Here is a 19,322-nt window from a genome sequence, read left to right as displayed (position 1 = left end):
AATAAAGTCGAGCCCTGTCTGGTTTACCACTCCCGTGGTTCGAAGAGGGAAGCCAGGGGGGCCTCCAGTCACAGCCCGCATGGCACCGGATGCGCTTTGCGCAGGTCGTGGACACCTGATAAGTCCCTGCTCGACCGAACTTCATTGGATTTCCGCAGGACATCATGCCCGACATCGCTCTTTACCAGCCGGACATTCCGCAGAACACGGGTACGATCCTGCGGCTCGCCGCCTGTATGAACATCCGCATCCATCTGATCGAACCGGCCGGTTTTCCGATTTCAGACAGCGCCCTGAAGCGCGCCGGCATGGATTATCTGGAACGGGCGGCCATGACCCGGCATGTCTCGTTCGAAGCATTTGAGGCCTGGCGAAGGCCGCTTCAAAAACGGCTTGTCCTCCTGACCACGAAGGCAGCGCAGACTTATGTCGAGTTCAGTTACGAGGCCGACGACATTCTTCTGATGGGGCGGGAAAGCTCGGGCGTTCCGGATACGGTGCATGATCTTGCCGATGCCCGCCTGACGGTGCCGATGGCCGAGGGCGTCCGTTCCATCAATGTGGCGGTGACCGCCGGCATGGTACTCGGAGAAGCCTTGCGGCAAACCGGTACATTTCCTAGAAGCACGGATAAAGCTATTTAAGAGCGCCGCAGGCGCGGCCCTATTTTCAATTCAGGACACTGTCATGAACGCACCTTCTCCGGAAAATCGCGGTGGCCCCATCCCGGACGGCATAGAGGACAAGAAGGCCATCGCGCCAGCCTGGTTCCAGGATCTGCGGGACCGAATCTGTCAGGCGTTTGAGGATCTTGAAGACGAGATCGGCTCGGCTGGTGGCCCACTCGCCGACCTGCCTGCCGGCCGGTTCGAACGCACGCCCTGGGAACGGACCGACAGCACGGGAGAAAAGGGCGGCGGCGGCGTCATGTCGATGATGCAAGGCCGGGTCTTCGAGAAGGTCGGCGTGCACATCTCGACGGTTCATGGAGAATTCTCGCCGGAATTCCGCGGCCAGATCCCCGGCGCCAGCGAGGACCCGCGTTTCTGGGCCTCCGGCATCAGCCTGATTGCCCATCCCCAGAACCCGCATGTGCCCGCCGTGCATATGAACACCCGCATGGTGGTGACGACAAGACAGTGGTTCGGCGGCGGAGCCGACCTGACCCCGGTGCTTGACGCCCGTCGCACACAGGACGATCCGGACACGGTCACCTTTCACGAGGCGATGCAGGCTGCCTGCGAGGCCCACGACGTGGCCGATTACGGGGCCTACAAAGCCTGGTGCGACGACTATTTCTTCCTGAAGCACCGCAACGAGGCGCGCGGTATTGGCGGGATCTTCTACGATTATCTTCACAGCGGAAACTGGGACGCCGACTTCGCCTTTACCAAGGATGTCGGTCTGGCCTTCCTGAAGGTCTATCCGGAGCTTGTCCGGCGCAATTTCGAAAAGACCTGGACCGACGCGGAGCGCGAGGAACAGCTGATCCGGCGCGGCCGCTATGTGGAATACAATCTTCTCTACGACCGGGGCACCATTTTCGGACTGAAGACGGGCGGCAATGTCGCCTCGATCCTGTCCTCCATGCCGCCGGTCGTGAAATGGCCGTAAGCCGAGGCTTCAAGTAGGACGCGGCAAGCGGCGGTCAGCCGCCGCTGGCTGCTTTCGGTGCGCGGCTGATCTCGCCGAAATCCCGGTCGATCACCATGCGGGCAAACTCGTTCAGCATGTCCTGGTCCAGCTTCTTGCCCATTTCCTTCATGGTGCCGAGCGCGGCCCTGACCGGCATCCCCTCTTTGTAGGCACGGGTTTCCGTCAGCGCGGTGAAGATGTCGCAAATGGTCATAAGCCGCACTTTCGGCGAGATCCGAGCGGCCTTAAGACCGTCGGGATAGCCCGATCCATCCAGAAACTCATGGTGCTGGATTGCCATCTTCTTGATGTCCATCGGCACTTCGAGCCTCGGTTTGAGGATGTCCCGGCCGAACTGCGGGTGCTTGTCGATGATCGCCCGCTCTTCTGGCGTGAGCTTGTCGACCTTGTCGAGAATGGTCAGCGGGATCCGCATCTTGCCAATGTCATGCAGCAGCCCGCCCGCAACGACTTCCTGGCAATCCGCCTCGTTCCAGCCCAGATGCCTGGCAAACAGACCCGCGATGCCGGAGACCATCAGGGAATGACAATAAGTGCCGCTGTGATGCGACTGGACGGCCTCCATCCATGGCCCCATGCCATCAAGCGACAGGGCTGCCAGGATTTCCTTGGCACTGTCGTTCATCAGCTTGACCTGGATGTTCGATCCGTCCGTCGCCGACAGGGCGACGCTTTCCAGAAAGGCATTGCCCTGACGATAGGCTTCCAGGGTCTTCGGCGGAACCGTTGACGGCGCGGTCGCCATCGGATCGAAACCGACCTTGGCCTTGAGGATCCGGACCAGCATCGACAACGGCGTGTCGCGCTCCATCACTTCGGTTTTGCCAAGCGCGGCCGCCTGGATGACTTCCCGTCGGTTCTTCTTCGAAACAAGGCAGATCGCGGGAATTTCCGCAATGCTTTCCCAGGAGTTCTTCAGCGCCGTCAGGCCGGCGTCGCTCGCGTCCAGCAGCTCGATGATCGCAACCTGGGCCCCGCCGACCGTCCGCGGCGAGACTTTCGCCATGTCGACCAGCCGTGCCGGGAAGAAGAAGGGTAGTTTCCGAACCGGCGATTCGAGTGGAAGCGGTCCATCCGATATCAGAACAATTTCCATTCCTTGCCTCGCCGATTGTCTCCCGTAACCAAATAGGGATGAGCCGGATCATTTACTCTGGGTAAATCGCAGAACTAGCTGTGACGTGTTGCCACCTAATATTTGCTTAAGAACAAGCACCTGCCAACCGCATCAGATCGTCTTTGCTCAAGGAGAAGCCGCTGTCGCGCCAGCTTGCCTCAAGACGTTTGAGCTGGTCCCCCAGTGCAGGCCCGGGGGCATGGCCGGTGGCGATCAGATCCGCGCCTTTCAGCGGAAAGACCGGCAAGGGAGACTGTCGCAGCCGCGACAACAGGTCTTCATAGGCTGCATCCGCCGCCTGTCCGCGCGCTTTCTGGCCGGCCCAGTGGGCCAGCAAACCGTCAAGCGCCCCCTGCCGGCCGAATTCGTAGATCAGGGCCTCGGCCTCCGGCAGATCTTTCCTCTGGCGAAAGCGCTTCATGGCCGCCCATGCGGATCGCATTCTGCCCCGCTCGGCATTCGACAGCCGGAACCTGTCGCAGATCCGTTCAAGATCCTCGCGCACAAATCCCGCCAGCACGACGAGACCCAGTTCCGGATCGGTCACTTCCGCCGCAATGTGCGACAACGTTCTCAGAGCCAGAAAATCGTCTATACGCGCCAGCCCGCCTGTCGCGATTTCCCAGAGTCCGCAATCGTTCATCATGGACAGCGCCGGTCCTGCCAGAGGCGCCCTCAAAAGACGCCGCATCTCGTGGCCGATGCGTTCGGCGGACAGGTGACGCAGGCCATCGCGCTGGCGCAGGCAGGCTCCGAGCCCGGCCGCATCCATTTCTCCCGCGCCATAGGCCGCATAGATGCGGAAGAATCGAAGGATGCGCAGATAGTCTTCCTGGATGCGCTTGTCCGGATCGCCGATGAACCGGATACGGCGGGCCAGACAGTCCTCCAGCCCACCCAACGGATCCCGCAGCCGGCCATGACGGTCCGTGTAAAGGGCGTTCAGCGTGAAATCCCGCCGCTCCGCATCCCGGACCCAATTGCGGCCGAAGACCACACGGGCCTGACGGCCGAAGGTTTCGACATCCTCGCGCAGCGTGGTGACTTCATAGGGGAAACCGCCGCTGATGACGGTGACCGTTCCATGGTCGAGGCCGGTCCCGACCGGCTTCAGACCTGCGGCCCGGGCACGTTGCATGACCGTTTCAGGCAGGGCCGTCGTAGCGATATCGACATCCGGCACGGGGTGGCCGAGCAACGTATTGCGCACCGCACCGCCGACCACCCGGGCCTCGTCGCCGTCCTGCTCGATGGCCGAGAAGACGGCCTGGATGCCGTCGGTCCGCAGCCAGTCGGCCTGCGCCAGTATGTGGTCGACCTTTTCGCTCATCGCCTCATTCGAACCGGCCTGGGACAAACACGCCATCGCGCATTTGCGAGGGAATGTAGTCCGCGCCTTCAGGGCTCCGGTCGAGCGTTGCCATGCTGACAAGACCGGCGATCACCAGAACAAGGCCGCTTAGGGTCAGCCAGGCAATCGGCCCCTTGGACCATCGCTCGGGATGATTGCTCTTCTTGCTGAACCACAGCCACAGCGCATAGCCGAAAAAGGGAAGCAGAAACAGGAAGAGGTGTGCCAGAAACACTCGAAACATCAGCGATAAACCGTTTCGTACATGGAGCGGATGATCCCCGCGGTGACGCCCCAGATATAACGCTCACCATAGGGCATGGCATAAAAGTAGCGCCGCTTGCCCTGCCATTCGCGGCTGAGTTTCTGGTGATTGGCCGGGTTCATCAGGAACCGCAGGGGCACTTCGAAAACATCCTCGACCTCATCGGGACTGGGATGGAAGGAGACATTGTCGCGGATCGCACCGATGACCGGAACAACCCGGTAGCCGGATCCCGTCAGATAGGGCGCGAGATGGCCCAGCGGTTCGACATCGCCGGGCGAAAGGCCGATTTCCTCATCCGCCTCGCGCAGCGCCGCCTCGACCGGCCCGTTGTCCGTCGGATCGATCTTGCCGCCGGGAAAGGCCACCTGTCCGGCGTGGGATTTCAGATGTCCGGTGCGCTGTGTCAGCACCACACTGGGTTCGTCGCCCCGTTCCAGGACGCCAATCAGGACGGCCGCGTCCCGTGGCGGCCCTTCCCACCGCGCATAGGGTCCAAGATCCGGGTTGAGAATATGGTCTCCGGTTTCCACGGCAAGCCCTTGCCGCGCGGCTTCGCCAAGCCGTGCCTGAAGATGGTCCCGCCAACCGGTCCGTTCAAAATCGTCATTGATCAGCGGCACTGTCATACGGCCCGTTCACCCGGTCTGTCGTCGGTCGTCATGCTTTCACTCCGGTGCGGTGAGAAGATCCGGGCTGACTGCGAAAAAAACGCCGCCGCTCCACACGCCCATATCATCGCCGCGGTGTTCCATCAGGTCCGCCAGTTGATACATCAGGGCGCGCGTGAACAAGGCTTCCAGACGCCCCCTGACATGAACATAGGGTTTCAACCCGCCGCTGTCCGGTTCTTTTTCGAACCGCAGCGGATGCTCGGCCCCCACCTTCACCAGATCGCCCAGATTGGTGCGCAAGGTCAGTTGCTGTGTCTCGGCCTCTCCCCCGGCGGCCATTTCCACGGCCAGAAGGGGCGCGTCCTCGACGGTGATGCCGATCTTCTCCACCGGGGTGACCAGATAGTGTTTGCCGTCCTCGTCCCTGCGCAGCACGGAGGCGAACAGCTTGACCAGCGGCAAGCGGCCGATCGGCGATCCGAGATAGAACCATGTGCCGTCCCGCGCGATCCGGATATCGAGATCACCGCAAAAAGGCGGGTTCCATTTCTCCACCGGCGGCGGTGCCTTGTCGCCGGCATCCGCCCGGCTCATCAAAGCCGCGAGGCCTGCCGGCATCGCTGCATCCTGAAACGGGGATTTGACCGCCATGCTTGTTTTTCCTTTGTCTGCCGTCTCTTCGCCTACCGGGAATTTTGACAAGTCCCGACGCCTCACGATCATTTGCCTTTCACGCCCTGCAAGGGGATGCCAAACCTTTTCCCCAGTGCAGCGAAAGAATCTTGGACCTTTCCACTGTATGGCGCACAATTGCGCCTTATCTACTGATTTATATGGTGTCAGACTGCAAGAGTCGCAGCAACCACGCATCCGGGCGGCTCCCCGCCAACCGGGTCTGGCAGCCGACTAGATACATGACGGGAAAGGTGATTCATGAGCGTTGTTTCCCCCTCCAGCCCAAGCGAAGAAGATCTCGCCGCCGTAGCTGAAAATGCCGAACGCGCCGTGAGCCGGATCTCCGACGCCAAGTCCGACATCGCCCGAATCATCTTCGGTCAGGAGGCGGTGGTCGAGCAGTCGCTGGTCACCATCCTAGCCGGCGGCCACGGGCTGCTGGTCGGTGTGCCCGGCCTCGCCAAGACCAAGCTGGTGGAAACGCTCGGAACCGTGCTCGGCCTGGACGCCCGCCGCATTCAGTTCACTCCTGACCTGATGCCCTCCGACATTCTGGGAGCGGAAGTGATGGAACAGAGCGCCGACGGCGGCCGCTCATTCCGTTTCATTCCAGGCCCTGTCTTTTCTCAGCTCTTGATGGCCGACGAAATCAACCGCGCCAGCCCGCGCACCCAGTCCGCGCTCTTGCAGGCGATGCAGGAATACCACGTGACCGTGGCCGGCCATCCCCACGACCTGCCACGGCCTTTCCACGTGCTGGCCACCCAGAACCCGCTGGAGCAGGAGGGCACCTACCCCCTGCCGGAAGCCCAACTCGACCGCTTCCTGATGCAGATCGACGTGCATTACCCCGATCTGGAAGCCGAGCGACGGATCCTTCTGGAAACAACCGGCGCCAACCAGGCCGAGGCTCAGGTTGCGATGTCGGCGGACGAGCTGATGGATTACCAGCAGCTGGTGCGGCGCATGCCGGTCGGGGAATCGGTGGTCGAGGCGATCCTGAAACTGGTCCGCTCGGCCCGGCCGGACGAGGGCGAAGGCTCTTCCGATCTCACCAAGCTGATCGCCTGGGGCCCGGGTCCGCGTGCCAGCCAGGCCCTGATGCTGACCGTGCGCGCCCGCGCCCTGGTCGACGGCCGTCTTGCCCCGTCCGTGGACGACGTGCTTGCTCTCGCCGAGCCGGTGCTGCAGCACCGAATGGCGCTGACCTTCGCGGCCCGCGCCGACGGCCACACGGTCAGGGATGTAGTCCGCCGGGTGAAAGCCCAGATCGCCTGAGTTCCTTTCAACCCCACCCGGGAGCCCGCCTCATGGATCCAAGCAGCGCAAAAACCGGCATTGACCCGACGACCTGGCCGAATGTGATCGGCGAGGCGCGGTCCGTCGCCGATGCGCTGCCGGACCTTCTGGTCGAGGCCAGCCATGTCGCAAGCTCGATCATCGCGGGCTGGCACGGCCGCCGGCGCGCGGGCCCTGGCGAAAGTTTCTGGCAATTCAGACCGTTCTATTTGGGCGAGCCCGCCAAGCGCATCGACTGGCGCCGCTCCGCCCGGGACGACCATCTTTATGTGCGCGAACGCGAATGGGAAGCGGCCCACACGGTCTGGCTCTGGGCCGACCTGTCGCCCTCCATGGTGTTCCGGTCGCGTCTGGCACAGGTGACCAAGCGCGACCGCTCGATCGTCCTGATGCTGGCACTGGCGGACATGCTCGCGGAAACGGGCGAGCGCATCGGCCTGCCCGGGCTCACCCGTCCGTTCTCGGACCGGCGGGCCGCCGAACGTCTCGCCGACGCCCTGACGCATCTCTCCAAACCCGTCGCTCTACCGGACACGGCCTCGGTCAAACGCTTCGCCGACGTCGTGCTCGTCTCCGATTTCCTGGATCCGCTGGAAGACATTGCCGCCTGGGTCTCCCGCGTCGCCGGCACCGGTGCCAAGGGCCATCTGGTTCATGTGCTCGACCCGATCGAGGAAACCTTTCCGTTTGACGGCCGCGTGGAATTCACCGATCCGGAACTCGGCTTGCGGCTGACGGCCGGCCGCGCGGAAAACTGGCGCGAGGACTACCGGAACCGTCTGGAAGCCCACCGGTCTGAGTTGCGCGACATGGCCCGAAAGGCCGGCTGGACTTATGTAATGCACCATACCGACCGGCCGGCTTCCGAACCGCTGCTGGTCTTGCACAGCGCGTTGTCCGGCGCGCTGGACGTCATGCAGAGAGGAGGCGTCTGAGCCGTGTTTGCTGGCCTGCCCCTGACGTTCACCGCCCCGTTCATCCTGGGAGCTCTTGCGTTGCTGCCGGTGATCTGGTGGCTGTTGCGGCTGACGCCGCCCCGTCCGCGCGAGATCCAGTTTCCGCCGACACGCCTGCTGCTCGACATTGAGCAGCATGAAGAAACGCCGCAGCGCAGTCCCTGGTGGCTGACCCTGTTGCGCCTGCTGCTGGCGGCCATTCTGATTGTTGCCCTGGCCGGCCCGGTCTGGCGTTCCGCCGAACCGGTTGCCACGGGCGACGGTGTGCTCTGGGTGCTGATCGACAATGGCTGGTCTTCTGCCCGGAGCTGGGACTCCCAGATGAGTGCCGCCGAACAAATTCTGACCACCGCCGAACAGGAAGGTCAGCCCGTCCTGTTTGCCGCCACGGCCGAAGGCCAAGGCCAGAGTTTCACGCCGGAGGCCGCCACCACAGCCCTGGAAAAACTGCGCGCACTCGAGCCGCGACCTCATCCGCCGCAACGGTCTGAACTCAGCCTGGGTCTGCGCAAGGCCGCCCAAAAAGCGCTCCCGAGTGCGATCATCTGGCTGTCGGACGACACGAGCACGGAAGGGGCCTTCGTAACCGACCTGGCCCAGATCGCCGGGGGTGTGCCAATCACGGTGTTCACCGGACTCGACACGCCCATGGGGCTGAAAAACCTCAACAATGATGCCGAGGCGCTGACCCTTACGGTGGTCCGTCATCCAGACCAACCGCTCAGCGCCGCCACCGTGCGTGCCTTGGATCTGAAAGGCCTGGTTCTGGGCGAGGTGCAAGCGCGTTTCGACACGGGCGCCGCCGAAGCCCTGGCCCGGTTCGAACTGCCGAGCGAATTGCGCAACGACATCGCCCGGGTCGAAATTTCCGGCGAGGCCGCGGCGGGCGCCGTCCAGCTGGTAGACGACAGCTGGCGCCGGCGCACCGTCGGTGTCATCTCGGGCCAGTCGGGCGATCTGGATCAGCCGCTGCTGTCGCCGATCTATTACCTTGAACGGGCGCTCGCCCCCTTCTCCGACATCCGCAAACCGCGCGTGAACGACATTGCCGAGGCGGTTCCGTCCCTGATCGACCAGGGCATATCCGTTCTGGTCCTGGCAGATGTTGGCCGTTTGCCTGACACAACGGTCGAAACCTTGCGCGACTGGGTTGAGAGCGGCGGCACTCTGGTCCGTTTTGCCGGCCCCCGTACCGCGGGCGGCAGCGATGACCTCATTCCGGTTCGCCTGCGCGCCGGTGACCGTTCTCTCGGAGGCTCGCTCTCCTGGAAACAGCCGCAGCATCTGGCCGACTTTCCGGACGGATCGCCCTTTGCCGGCCTGAAGGTTCCCGAGGAAGTCGCCGTGACCAGACAGGTGCTGGCGGAACCGACCTCAGATCTTCCGGACCGGACCTGGGCCATGCTGGAAGACGGCACCCCGCTTGTGACGGCCACGACGGTCGGCGCCGGATCCATTGTCCTATTTCACGTCACAGCCGACTCCTCCTGGTCCAACCTGCCGCTCTCCGGTGTCTTTTTGAACATGCTGCGCCGGATCCTGTCGGTGTCGAACGTGGTTGCCGCGTCGGAAACGACAGCGGACGGCACGCCGTCGAAAAGCGTGTTGCCGCCCCTCAGGCTGCTGGACGGCTATGGCCGTTTCGGGCCGCCGCCGGTCGAAGTCACACCGGTTAGCGCCGCCGATTTCCAGGGTGCCGTCGCCAGCCGCAGAACCCCGCCGGGCCTTTATGGAACTGAAGACGGGTTCCGGGCCCTGAACCTCATGAAAAAAGACGACAGCCTAGCTCCCCTGGACCTGGCTCCCTTGGGAGAGGCCGCAGTGGTATCGGATTATCCGACAGCGGATCCGCTGGATCTGAGGGCCACTTTCTTCACGCTGGCGTTCCTGTTGATGGTGGTCGATACGATCGCGGTGTTCCTGCTGGCCGGCGGTCTCAGCCGCATCGGCCTGCGCAGCCGCAATGTCAGTGCCGGCCTCGCCCTGTTGCTTGGGCTGACGCTTCTGGCCTTGCCCGGGGCTGACAGCGCCCGCGCGCAATCGGCCAATGCCGAGCTGCAGGCTCTGGAATCGGCGCTGGACACCCGCCTTGCCTATGTGCTGACCGGCAATCCGGAGATCGACGACGCCAGCGCTGCAGGCCTCGCCGGCCTGTCCCAGTTCCTCGGGGAACGCACTGCTCTGGAGCCGGGCGCGCCGATCGCAATCGACATCGCCCGGGACGAACTCGCCTTCTATTCCCTGCTTTACTGGCCGATCGACCCGGCCATGGACAAGCCGAGCGACCAGACCATCGCCCGCATCGACACCTTCATGCGCAATGGCGGCACGATCCTGTTCGACACCCGCGACCACATCAACGCCTCGGCCAACAGCTTCGCCTCGACGCCGGCAACCCTGAAGCTGCGGGAGATCCTGGAAGATCTGGATGTGCCGCCGCTGGAGCCGGTGCCGCCCGATCACGTGCTGACCAAGGCCTTCTATCTTCTGGACACGTTCCCGGGCCGCTATGCCACAAGCCCGCTCTGGGTCGAAAGCCTGGAAGAAGTCGCAGCGCGTGGCGACCGGCCTGTGCGCGCAGGTGACGGCGTGTCGCCGATCCTGATCACCGGCAACGATTTCGCGGCGGCCTGGGCGATCACCAGCACCGGCGAATTCATGTATCCGACGGTTCCCAACAACCCGGTGCAGCGGGATTACGCCTTCCGCTCCGGTGTCAACATCGTCATGTACAGCCTGACTGGCAACTACAAGGCCGACCAGGTTCATATCCCCGCCCTGCTCGAACGGCTCGGGCAATGAGACACGTGGAGCGCTGATGGTCTGGTCCCTCTCCTTCGACCCGCTGTTACCCCTTTGGGCCCTGATCGCAGGGGCCGCTCTTGCCCTGTTGCTCACCGGCATCTCCGGTTACCTCAGTCTGCGCGGCTGGTTGCTCCGATCCGCAACCATGGCGCTGCTGTTGTTCGCGCTCGCCAATCCCGCCGTCGAGCGGGAAGACCGTGAGCCGCTCTCGAGCGTCGTCGCGCTCGTCGTCGACAAGAGCCAGAGCCAGCGGCTGGCCGGACGCGAGGCAACCACCGAAGAAGCCGCGGAAGAAATCAAGCGGCGCATCGAGGCGCTCAAGGGTTTTGACCTGCGCGTCCTGGAAGCCCGCAATTCCGGTTCCGGTGACGGCACCCAGGTGTTTCAGACACTTACCAACGGCCTTGCCGACGTGCCGCCGGAGCGGGTCGGCGGCGCCATCATCGTAACCGACGGCCAGATCCACGACATACCGGAGACAGCCGGCGCGCTCGGCTTCGATGCGCCGGTGCACGGCCTGATCACCGGCCGCGTGGAGGAACGCGACCGCCGCATCGTCCTGGACAAGGCCCCCCGTTTCGGGCTGGTCGGCTCCGAACAGACCGTCAGCCTGACCGTCGTCGATCAGGGCCAGGGCACAGGCCCCGGCGATCAGGTCCGCCTGACCGTCAAGCGGGACGGCGACGTCATTACCCAACGCATGGCACAGACCGGCGTCAAGATCGACATTCCGGTCGAAATCGCCCATGGCGGCGACAACATTTTCGAGTTCGATGCCGAGCCCTTGACCGGCGAGCTGACCACGCTCAACAACCGGGCTGTCGTCACCATTGACGGCATTCGCGAGAACTTGCGGGTGCTGCTGGTGTCCGGCTCGCCCCACGCCGGCGAACGCACCTGGCGCAATCTCCTGAAATCGGATGCCTCGGTCGACCTGGTCCATTTCACCATTCTGCGCCCGCCTGAGAAGCAGGACGGCACGCCGATCAACCAGTTGTCGCTGATCGCCTTTCCAACCCGGGAACTGTTCTCGGTCAAGATCGACGAATTCGACCTGATCATCTTCGACCGTTACGTCCGCCGCGGCGTGCTGCCGATGCTCTATTTCGACAACATCGCCCGTTATGTCCGCGATGGCGGCGCCGTGCTCCTGGCCGGCGGACCGGATTACGCCGAGGGCGGCAGCCTCTACCGCACGCCGCTGGCACCGATCCTGCCGGCACGGCCGACCGGAACCATCCTGGAGCAACCCTTCCACGCGACCCTGGCCAATCTCGGCGAACGTCATCCGGTGACCCGCGGCCTGCCGGGGTCCGAACAGGATCCGCCAGCCTGGAGCCGCTGGTTCCGCGCCGTCGACACCGAAATTGACGCCGGCCACACCCTCATGTCCGGCCCGAGCGACACGCCGCTCCTGGTGCTGAACCGGGAGGGCGAAGGCCGGGTCGCCATGCTCCTCTCCGACCATGTCTGGCTGTGGGCACGCGGTTATGAAGGCGGTGGCCCCCATGTGCCTTTGCTGCGCCGTCTGGCCCACTGGCTGATGCAGGAGCCGGATCTTGAAGAAGAAGCACTGAATGTCTCGCTGCGCGGGCCGGAACTGGTGATCGAGCGCCAGACTCTCGGCGAAAGCATCGACGACGTCACCGTCATCTCACCGACCGGCGACCGCTCCGAAGTGACCTTGACCGAGCAGGAACCGGGCCTCTGGCGAGGCGGATTGCCGGTCACGGAGACGGGGCTCTTTTCCGTCAGCGAAGGCACCATGAGCGCGCTCATCCATGTCGGCCCGCAGAACCCGCGTGAATACACCGATGTCCTGTCGTCCACGGAACCGCTGGCCCCGCTCGTTGAGGCAACCGGCGGCACGTCCGAGCGCCTGCGCGACATCGGCGGAGACCTCAACGCTCCCCGCGTTGTCTCCATGCATCAGTCGGCAAGCTATGCCGGCAATGGCTGGATCGGCCTGAAGGCAACCGAGGCCAGCGTGCTCAACGGCATCGACCGCTACCCGCTGATGATCGGCCTACTCGGTCTCGCCCTGCTGCTCGGCGCCCTGTCGCTGACCTGGTACCGGGAGGGCCGGTAGGGTTGGTGGATGGAGTTTGCAGCCGATCCTTCGAGACGCGCGCAAGCGCGCTTCTCAGGATGACGCTGAGTGTGGTGAAGGAGCCTTGCTGTTTCCTCACAGCGTCATCCTGAGGAGGCCGGCAGGCCGTCTCGAAGGATCGGCCGCTTGTTCAGGAACGCCTCACCCCGACACCCCGCCATGCACGGCGCCTTCCGGCAAGTCGCCGTCATTGAGGAGCGCCACCAGCAGCCGGGCCGGATCCACCGGGCCCGGCAGGGTGATCCGCCCGGGCGGCACCTGCTGAAAGCCGAAGGGGCTGTAATAGGGCGCGTCGCCGACCAGGAGAACGATCCTGTCGCCCGCAGCTGCCGCCGCTTCCATGGCCGTGCGCATCAGAGCCTTTCCCAGTCCCCGGTTCTTGAAATCCGGCGACACGGTCAACGGACCGAGCAGCAGCGCATCCGATGTGCCGATCCGGATTGGTGTCAGCCGGATCGAACCGGCGACCTTGTCACCCGCGTGACCGACAAAGGACAGGTCAGGCCGGTGCGGCACGTTTTCGCGCACCCGGAAAGCCGTGCGTGCAAACCGGCCGGGGCCGAAGGCCTCCGCCTGCAGAGCTTCGATGGCGTCATTGTCTGAAATGTGTTCGGGTCGAATAACCCACATGGTCTGTTTCATTAGGCTGGTTCCAGCAAGCAGTCTTTTTTTGAAAAGCGCGCCTGCCGGGAACCCGGACAAAATGATCAGGAGATCCGGGTTCAGGTCAGCCGCGACGGCACGGACGAGAGATGTCTCGTCGGCTGGTTCGTCGTCGGAGGTTCAGACCTGCGGTCATGGGTCCCGTTTCTCGCTTGCCGGACCTCTTGCGGAACTCCGGCGATTTCTCAGTGGAAGGAAGCGGTTAGCACGCGACGGCAGCTTTGGTCCAGCATTTTTTCCGCCCAGGCTCCAGGTCATTGATTGTTCAAGGAGCCCGAACGGTGCTTTCAGTTGATTGATTTTCCGAGCTTCCGCACAACCTAACCAACGAACACAACACGGGAGAGTTCAATGGGATTGCTGGTTGACGGTGTCTGGACGGATCAATGGTATGACACAAAATCCACCGGGGGCCGGTTCGTGCGCAAGGACGCCGCCTTTCGAAACTGGATCACCGCCGACGGCTCCGCCGGCCCAAGCGGCGGCGGCGGCTTCAAGGCTGAGGCCGGGCGCTACCACCTGTTTGTCTCCTATGCCTGCCCCTGGGCGCACCGCACCCTGATCTTCCGCGAGCTGAAAGGGCTTGAGGACCTGATCACGGTGTCCGCCGTTCAGCCCCTGATGCTGGAAAACGGCTGGGAATTCGGCGAGATCGATCCGCTGACCGGCGCCAAATACGCCTGGCACATCTATACCAAGGCAGACCCGCATTACACTGGCCGCGCCACGGTACCGATCCTCTGGGACAAGCAGCAAGAGACCATCGTCAGCAACGAATCCTCCGAGATCATCCGCATGTTGAATTCCGCGTTTGACGGTCTGACCGGATCGACGCTCGATTTCTATCCGGAAGCGCTGCGCGCCGACATCGATGCCATCAACGAGCGTGTCTATCACACGGTCAACAACGGCGTTTACAAGTCCGGCTTCGCCACGACCCAGGAAGCCTACGAGGAAGCCGTCACGGCCCTGTTCGCGACGCTGGATGACCTTGAAGAGCTTCTGGCGCATCAGCGTTACCTGGTTGGCGACCGCCTGACCGAGGCCGACTGGCGCCTGTTCACGACGCTGGTGCGCTTCGATCCGGTCTATGTCGGCCATTTCAAATGCAACATCCGCAGGATCGTGGATTATCCGAACCTCTCCAACTATCTGCGCGAGCTTTATCAGATGCCGGGCGTCGCAGGCACCGTGGATATGGACACGATCAAGCAGCATTATTACGGCTCGCATGAAAGCGTGAACCCGACCCGCATCGTGCCGGTCGGACCGGATCTGGACCTGACCCGGCCGCATGACCGCGACAGGTTCAGGTCGGCGGCTTAAGAGGCAATCAAACCAAACGGCCTGTCGCCCCAAACCTCACTCTCCATCGTCGTCCCGGACGCAGCGCAGCGAAGATCCGGGACCGGGGAGCCTCGGAGTCCGCCGACACGCAACAAGTCAGTAATGAATGAGCGTGGCTCCCCGATCCCGGCTCGCGCGACGCTTGGCCGGGATGACGATGGAGAAGCTTCAAGAGAGGCTTCCGTCACCACCTGTCCGACACGAACACCCCTGACCTGAATTCCTCAAGCCGCAGCGCTGTTGCCTTGCTGAGCCCGTCGGGCAAGGCATCAACCGCAAAGAAGCCAGCCTCGAGGATTTCCGCATTCGGTTTCAGGAAGGTCTCCGTCTTGCTCCAGCGCTCCAGGTGAAACAGGCCGACATGGTCGCGGCCGGTGACTTCCGCATTGAGATAGACGTTCAGCAGACGCGGCGGGTCTTCCGCAGCAATGCCAGCCTCTTCCTGGACCTCCCGGCAGGCGGCTTCCGGCATCGTCTCGCCCCGGTCGACACCCCCGCCCGGCAAGTACCAGCCAGCGAGGTAACTGTGCCGCACCAAAAGCACCCTTTTGTCGCCGTCTTCCACGATCACGCGAACGCCAAGCGTGTAGGGATTGCGGACAAGTCCAGCCTGCTGGATCAGGCGGCGTGTCCAGGATGCAGGCAGTAGAGACAGAAGTTTCAGCATTTTCAGCGAGATACCCGGAAAACCAGCAGCGCAAGGCTTTGTTAACCCATGCAATTGCTGCAATGCAGCCAAGGCAGAATAACGCTCCTCCTTTCAACTGTCCCTGCCTATATATCGTGCAACAAGATGAATTCGAAGGCAGCGCGTCCGTTGCCGGACGCTGATGAAGGAAAAGACCATGTTGAACGCACTTTTTGGCAAACGCCGCCGCAACCGTAACCACTACCAGTGGAAGCCGGCTGTCGACCTGACCAACCCGCGCATCGCGGCAACCCTGACCACCTTCGCGTCCAACTAAGGCCGTCGAAGGATCTGAACGGAGTGGCTAATATGTTCGGATTTGTAAATGTTGTTGGCGCGACGCTGCGCGAAACCACGCGCTCCGCGGACCAGAGCACGCAAAAAGCTCCGAAAGCTGCCAAGACGGTCAAGCCGGCCAAATAACCGGCTGGCCTGACCAGATCCCCCGCAAAAGGGCGCTGTGTCTCCGGACACGGCGCCCTTTGCTTTTGCGATTAGGCTACGAATTTGCGGCGATCTGCAGGAACGCATTGCACCGCAGCGGGAACCTGAATATCAACGAACCATGTTCACGCTCGCGCACATTTCCGACCCGCATCTCGGCCCCCTGCCCGACCCGAAGCTCCTCCAGCTCTTTTCCAAGCGACTGCTCGGCTATCTCAACTGGCAACGCAACCGCTCCAAGATCATGGGCGCCAGTTACCTGGAGCAGCTCGTCGAGGACATGAAGGCGCAGGCTCCCGACCACATTGCGGTGACGGGAGACCTGGTCAATATCGCCTTGCCGCTTGAAATCTCAGGGGCGCGTACCTGGCTGGAGGAGATCGGCGAGCCCCGGAACGTTTCCGTTGTGCCGGGCAACCACGATGCCTATGTGCCCGGAGCCGTCCGCCGTGCGCGGGCCGCCTGGTGGCCCTATATGTGCGGCGATGACGCCGACGGCGCCCCTGCAGCCGGAACAAAATCCGAAGCCACGTTTCCCTATGTGCGCAAACGCGGCGACGTTGCTCTTGTCGGCGTTACCACCGGCCGCGCCAGCGCTCCATGGTTCGCGACCGGCCGGGTCGGAAGCGAGCAAAGCAAACGTCTCAGGGCCGTTCTGGAGCAACTCGGCGCCGAGGGGCTTTTCCGGGTTGTGATGCTGCACCATCCCCCCTTCAAACATGCCACCCACTGGCACAAACGCCTGTCGGACGCCTCCAGGGTGCGTGCGGTGGTCAAGCGCGCGGGCGCCGAACTGATCCTGCACGGCCACACCCATATCGACAGCTTCGAGACCATTGACGGCCCAAGCGGTCCGGTTTCCGTTGTCGGCGTGCCCTCGGCCACCAGCGCCCCGGGCGGCAAAAAACCTGCGGCGCGCTACAATCTCTTCAGGATCGAAAAGACAAATACCGGCTGGTCCTGCCGGATGGAGGAACACGGCTTTGAAGCGCCGAAAGAACCAGTCAAGCTGCTGGCGAAGCGGGAGGTCGAGGTACCGGTGTGAGCGGATATAAACCCGGAGCGCTGCCTTTGCGCCCCTTGCAACGGCCATGCGTAGGCCGCGAAAAAATTGGCGGATAATTCGGTGTCCCCCCGGGCGAGCGAAACGAGACCCGGGGCCTACTCACTTCCAGAATGGTGGGAACAGGCGAGCAATTCCTGATAACGCACCTGCGGCTTCAGCAAGCTGCCCGGCGAGTAGGCCCCGGATTTGCGCTTCGCTTGTCCGGGGTGACACTCAGGTGCCGGAAAATTCAAAAAATCAAAGCGGATTGGCGAACCAGGCAAAGGCGACAAGTCCTACTATGCCGGCGGCAAGGCCGATGCCGAAGGCGCCGACCACCGCCAGCCACGGCGTGCGGCTTTCCTTGACGCGCACCACCTGGCTGTCAAGCGCCACCTGGCGCAGCCGGTTGTTGAGCCAGTCGCCCTCCAGCGCCTTCTCCCGCTCCAGAACCCGCTCGGCGATATATTCGGTCAGGCAGTCGGCCATGTCGTCGATATTGGCGGTTTCCAGGATGACCACCCGGCCAAGCCGTGTGTCCTTTAAGAACCGGTAGGTGCGCCGGTCGCCGCCGACCGCGACATGGCTGGTGGCGTCGATCCACAGGCGCGGCATCGATCCGGAAATGATCTGCAGCGAGAACTGGTCGTCCTCTTCCGGGATTTCCCTGAAAACGTCCTTGAGTTCGTCCGCGAGCATGTCGAGACGGGCCCGCTCGGTGTCCTGTAGCTCCACCACCACGTCGGAGCGCTCGACTTCGCCGAGCTGAACCTTGCGGATCGCGTCGCGCAGCGAGCGCATGCGGGTGTGGGGAACAACGTTATCCTGCATTTCAGACATGAGGCGCCTGACTCCGTTTCACTCTTGGTCAATAGAGTCTTAACTGACTCTTACCGGTGCGGAACAGACGCAGCCCAATTCTGAGCACGCTATCCACCGGCTATCGGAACATGGTTAACGAAGATTAAGCCATTTTTTACCATGAGACCAGCAAGGCAAGACTGGCCTCTCCGCCTCATCCTGGGTTATTCAAAGGCAATATGCGGAAGCGCGGAGTTGGGTCATGAATGTCGACGGCAAGAAATATCGCACGATCTGGCTCGCGGAGGATGGCGGTTCGGTCGAGATCATCGACCAGACCAAGTTTCCCTATGCCTTTGAGATTGCCAGGCTCCACACCATGGAAGACGCCGCGCACGCGATCCGCGTGATGCAGGTGCGTGGCGCGCCGCTGATCGGCGCGACCGCCGGCTATGGTGTCGCGCTGGCCATGCGCGCCGACCCGTCCGACGCCAATCTCCACGCCGCCTGCTCGGCGCTTCTGGAAACGCGGCCGACCGCGGTCAATCTGCACTGGGCCCTCGACAAGGCACGCAAGTCGCTGATCCAGGTGGCCCCTGAAAACCGGGCGGCTGCTGCCTTCACCCTTGCCAACGACATTTGCGACGAGGACATTGCCATCAACATGTCGATCGGCATGCATGGCATGGAGCTGATTGCCGCCATCTCCCGGCTGAAGCGGGAAGGCGAACCGGTCAACATCCTGACCCATTGCAATGCCGGCTGGCTCGCCACCGTCGACTGGGGCACGGCCACCGCGCCGATCTACATGTCCCATGACGGCGGCATTCCGGTCCATGTCTGGGTCGACGAGACCCGGCCGCGCAACCAGGGCGCCTTCCTGACCGCCTGGGAGCTCGGCCATCACGGCGTGCCGCACACGGTCATCGTCGACAATGCAGGCGGCCATCTGATGCAGCATGGCGAAGTCGATATCGTCATCACCGGCACCGACCGCACCACCGCCACCGGCGATGTCTGCAACAAGATCGGCACCTATCTGAAGGCGCTGGCGGCCAAGGACAACAACGTGCCTTTCTATGTCGCCCTGCCCTCGCCGACCATAGACTTCTCGCTTTCCGACGGCGTCAGCCAGATCCCGATCGAGGAACGCAGCGGGCTGGAGGTCAGCCAGATGACCGGCCGCACGGAGGCCGGTGCCATCGAGACGATCAACATCGTCGCCGACGGCTCCGAGGTCGGCAACCCGGCCTTCGACGTCACCCCGGCCCGCCTCGTCACCGGCCTTATCACCGAACGCGGCGTTCTGGAGCCCAACCGGAAATCCATCGCCGACGCGTTTCCGGAACGGGTGAAGATGAGCGCGTGAAATTCGTCTGCAAGGAGCCGCAGCAACACACACCGGCGTCATCCTGAGGAGCCGCGCAAGCGGCGTCTCGAAGGAGCGGCAGCATATTCCGGAACAAGCGGCCCATCCTTCGAGACG

Annotated in this window: 17 protein-coding genes; 9 read left to right on the top strand and 8 right to left on the bottom strand. The window is 63.1% G+C overall.

What is annotated here, in order from left to right:
• Nucleotides 1-164: 164 nt before the first annotated feature.
• Together M0H32_RS26810 and hemF are read left to right on the top strand one after the other, a co-directional pair.
• Complete coding sequence (locus M0H32_RS26810; protein ID WP_248159589.1) at nt 165-644, top strand: tRNA (cytidine(34)-2'-O)-methyltransferase; 480 nt, start codon at nt 165-167, stop codon at nt 642-644.
• Between the two features lie 43 nt (nt 645-687).
• Entirely contained in the window at nt 688-1,614 is a 927-nt protein-coding gene (hemF, locus tag M0H32_RS26805; RefSeq protein WP_248159588.1) for an oxygen-dependent coproporphyrinogen oxidase, read from the top strand.
• A gap of 34 nt (nt 1,615-1,648) precedes the next feature.
• On the opposite strand, the gene M0H32_RS26800 is transcribed toward hemF, so the two are convergent.
• The 5 genes from M0H32_RS26800 to M0H32_RS26780 form a co-directional block, all read right to left on the bottom strand.
• Nucleotides 1,649-2,752: an HD-GYP domain-containing protein gene (locus tag M0H32_RS26800; protein WP_248159587.1), complete on the bottom strand. Its 1,104-nt coding sequence runs from the start codon at nt 2,750-2,752 to the stop codon at nt 1,649-1,651.
• 106 nt (nt 2,753-2,858) lie between these two features.
• Nucleotides 2,859-4,103, bottom strand: a complete 1,245-nt coding sequence (locus M0H32_RS26795; protein ID WP_248159585.1) for a CCA tRNA nucleotidyltransferase — start codon at nt 4,101-4,103, stop codon at nt 2,859-2,861.
• 4 nt (nt 4,104-4,107) lie between these two features.
• Complete coding sequence (locus tag M0H32_RS26790; RefSeq protein ID WP_248159583.1) at nt 4,108-4,368, bottom strand: DUF6111 family protein; 261 nt, start codon at nt 4,366-4,368, stop codon at nt 4,108-4,110.
• Nucleotides 4,368-5,018: a CoA pyrophosphatase gene (locus M0H32_RS26785; protein WP_248159581.1), complete on the bottom strand. Its 651-nt coding sequence runs from the start codon at nt 5,016-5,018 to the stop codon at nt 4,368-4,370. Before M0H32_RS26785 ends, M0H32_RS26790 begins: the two co-directional genes overlap by 1 nt.
• Before the next feature lie 39 nt (nt 5,019-5,057).
• Nucleotides 5,058-5,654, bottom strand: a complete 597-nt coding sequence (locus M0H32_RS26780; RefSeq protein WP_248159580.1) for a DUF1285 domain-containing protein — start codon at nt 5,652-5,654, stop codon at nt 5,058-5,060.
• Nucleotides 5,655-5,936: 282 nt separating this feature from the next.
• Here M0H32_RS26780 and M0H32_RS26775 point away from each other — a divergent pair, with 282 nt between their 5' ends.
• Genes M0H32_RS26775 through M0H32_RS26760 form a run of 4 tightly spaced genes read left to right on the top strand, consistent with a single transcriptional unit; the run spans nt 5,937 to nt 12,827 of the window.
• Nucleotides 5,937-6,956: an AAA family ATPase gene (locus M0H32_RS26775; RefSeq protein ID WP_248159579.1), complete on the top strand. Its 1,020-nt coding sequence runs from the start codon at nt 5,937-5,939 to the stop codon at nt 6,954-6,956.
• A 32-nt stretch (nt 6,957-6,988) separates the two neighbouring features.
• Complete coding sequence (locus M0H32_RS26770) at nt 6,989-7,912, top strand: DUF58 domain-containing protein (protein ID WP_248159578.1); 924 nt, start codon at nt 6,989-6,991, stop codon at nt 7,910-7,912.
• 3 nt (nt 7,913-7,915) lie between these two features.
• Nucleotides 7,916-10,735, top strand: coding sequence for a DUF4159 domain-containing protein (locus tag M0H32_RS26765; protein ID WP_248159577.1), 2,820 nt, complete (start codon nt 7,916-7,918; stop codon nt 10,733-10,735).
• 16 nt (nt 10,736-10,751) lie between these two features.
• Nucleotides 10,752-12,827 (top strand): hypothetical protein, encoded by a 2,076-nt coding sequence (locus M0H32_RS26760; RefSeq protein ID WP_248159576.1) that lies wholly within the window; start codon nt 10,752-10,754, stop codon nt 12,825-12,827.
• Between the two features lie 162 nt (nt 12,828-12,989).
• Here the strand turns inward: M0H32_RS26760 and M0H32_RS26755 are convergent, their stop codons facing one another.
• The gene (locus M0H32_RS26755; RefSeq protein WP_248159575.1) at nt 12,990-13,490 is read right to left on the bottom strand and encodes a GNAT family N-acetyltransferase; all 501 of its coding nucleotides are present in this window, start codon (nt 13,488-13,490) and stop codon (nt 12,990-12,992) included.
• Nucleotides 13,491-13,862: 372 nt separating this feature from the next.
• Here M0H32_RS26755 and M0H32_RS26750 point away from each other — a divergent pair, with 372 nt between their 5' ends.
• Nucleotides 13,863-14,837: a glutathione S-transferase family protein gene (locus M0H32_RS26750; protein WP_248159574.1), complete on the top strand. Its 975-nt coding sequence runs from the start codon at nt 13,863-13,865 to the stop codon at nt 14,835-14,837.
• Nucleotides 14,838-15,042: 205 nt separating this feature from the next.
• On the opposite strand, the gene M0H32_RS26745 is transcribed toward M0H32_RS26750, so the two are convergent.
• A complete protein-coding gene (locus M0H32_RS26745; protein ID WP_248159572.1) occupies nt 15,043-15,525 on the bottom strand; it encodes an NUDIX domain-containing protein in 483 nt (160 codons plus the stop codon).
• Between the two features lie 586 nt (nt 15,526-16,111).
• On the opposite strand from M0H32_RS26745, the gene M0H32_RS26740 reads away from it, so the two are divergent.
• Nucleotides 16,112-17,035, top strand: coding sequence for a metallophosphoesterase family protein (locus M0H32_RS26740; protein ID WP_248159570.1), 924 nt, complete (start codon nt 16,112-16,114; stop codon nt 17,033-17,035).
• 258 nt (nt 17,036-17,293) lie between these two features.
• On the opposite strand, the gene M0H32_RS26735 is transcribed toward M0H32_RS26740, so the two are convergent.
• Nucleotides 17,294-17,875 (bottom strand): hypothetical protein, encoded by a 582-nt coding sequence (locus M0H32_RS26735; RefSeq protein WP_248159568.1) that lies wholly within the window; start codon nt 17,873-17,875, stop codon nt 17,294-17,296.
• 223 nt (nt 17,876-18,098) lie between these two features.
• Between M0H32_RS26735 and mtnA the strand changes: the two genes are divergently transcribed.
• Nucleotides 18,099-19,205 carry an S-methyl-5-thioribose-1-phosphate isomerase gene (gene mtnA / locus M0H32_RS26730; RefSeq protein ID WP_248159566.1) on the top strand — a complete coding sequence of 369 codons (1,107 nt, stop codon included), beginning with the start codon at nt 18,099-18,101 and terminating at the stop codon, nt 19,203-19,205.
• Nucleotides 19,206-19,322 lie beyond the last annotated feature (117 nt).

The organism is Roseibium sediminicola, from assembly GCF_023156505.1.
GTDB lineage: Bacteria > Pseudomonadota > Alphaproteobacteria > Rhizobiales > Stappiaceae > Roseibium > Roseibium sediminicola.
The sequence above is the reverse complement of the archived record's forward strand: the minus strand, read 5'-3'. Positions and strand labels throughout refer to the sequence as shown.

Coding starts and splice junctions, on each gene's coding strand:
- M0H32_RS26790 (WP_248159583.1), bottom strand. CDS start 4,368: ATGTTTCGAGTGTTTCTGGCACACCTCTTCCTGTTTCTGCTTCCCTTT.
- M0H32_RS26760 (WP_248159576.1), top strand. CDS start 10,752: ATGGTCTGGTCCCTCTCCTTCGACCCGCTGTTACCCCTTTGGGCCCTG.
- M0H32_RS26735 (WP_248159568.1), bottom strand. CDS start 17,875: ATGTCTGAAATGCAGGATAACGTTGTTCCCCACACCCGCATGCGCTCG.
- M0H32_RS26755 (WP_248159575.1), bottom strand. CDS start 13,490: ATGAAACAGACCATGTGGGTTATTCGACCCGAACACATTTCAGACAAT.
- M0H32_RS26745 (WP_248159572.1), bottom strand. CDS start 15,525: ATGCTGAAACTTCTGTCTCTACTGCCTGCATCCTGGACACGCCGCCTG.
- M0H32_RS26785 (WP_248159581.1), bottom strand. CDS start 5,018: ATGACAGTGCCGCTGATCAATGACGATTTTGAACGGACCGGTTGGCGG.
- mtnA (WP_248159566.1), top strand. CDS start 18,099: ATGAATGTCGACGGCAAGAAATATCGCACGATCTGGCTCGCGGAGGAT.
- M0H32_RS26800 (WP_248159587.1), bottom strand. CDS start 2,752: ATGGAAATTGTTCTGATATCGGATGGACCGCTTCCACTCGAATCGCCG.
- M0H32_RS26780 (WP_248159580.1), bottom strand. CDS start 5,654: ATGGCGGTCAAATCCCCGTTTCAGGATGCAGCGATGCCGGCAGGCCTC.
- M0H32_RS26810 (WP_248159589.1), top strand. CDS start 165: ATGCCCGACATCGCTCTTTACCAGCCGGACATTCCGCAGAACACGGGT.
- M0H32_RS26770 (WP_248159578.1), top strand. CDS start 6,989: ATGGATCCAAGCAGCGCAAAAACCGGCATTGACCCGACGACCTGGCCG.
- hemF (WP_248159588.1), top strand. CDS start 688: ATGAACGCACCTTCTCCGGAAAATCGCGGTGGCCCCATCCCGGACGGC.
- M0H32_RS26795 (WP_248159585.1), bottom strand. CDS start 4,103: ATGAGCGAAAAGGTCGACCACATACTGGCGCAGGCCGACTGGCTGCGG.
- M0H32_RS26775 (WP_248159579.1), top strand. CDS start 5,937: ATGAGCGTTGTTTCCCCCTCCAGCCCAAGCGAAGAAGATCTCGCCGCC.
- M0H32_RS26750 (WP_248159574.1), top strand. CDS start 13,863: ATGGGATTGCTGGTTGACGGTGTCTGGACGGATCAATGGTATGACACA.
- M0H32_RS26740 (WP_248159570.1), top strand. CDS start 16,112: ATGTTCACGCTCGCGCACATTTCCGACCCGCATCTCGGCCCCCTGCCC.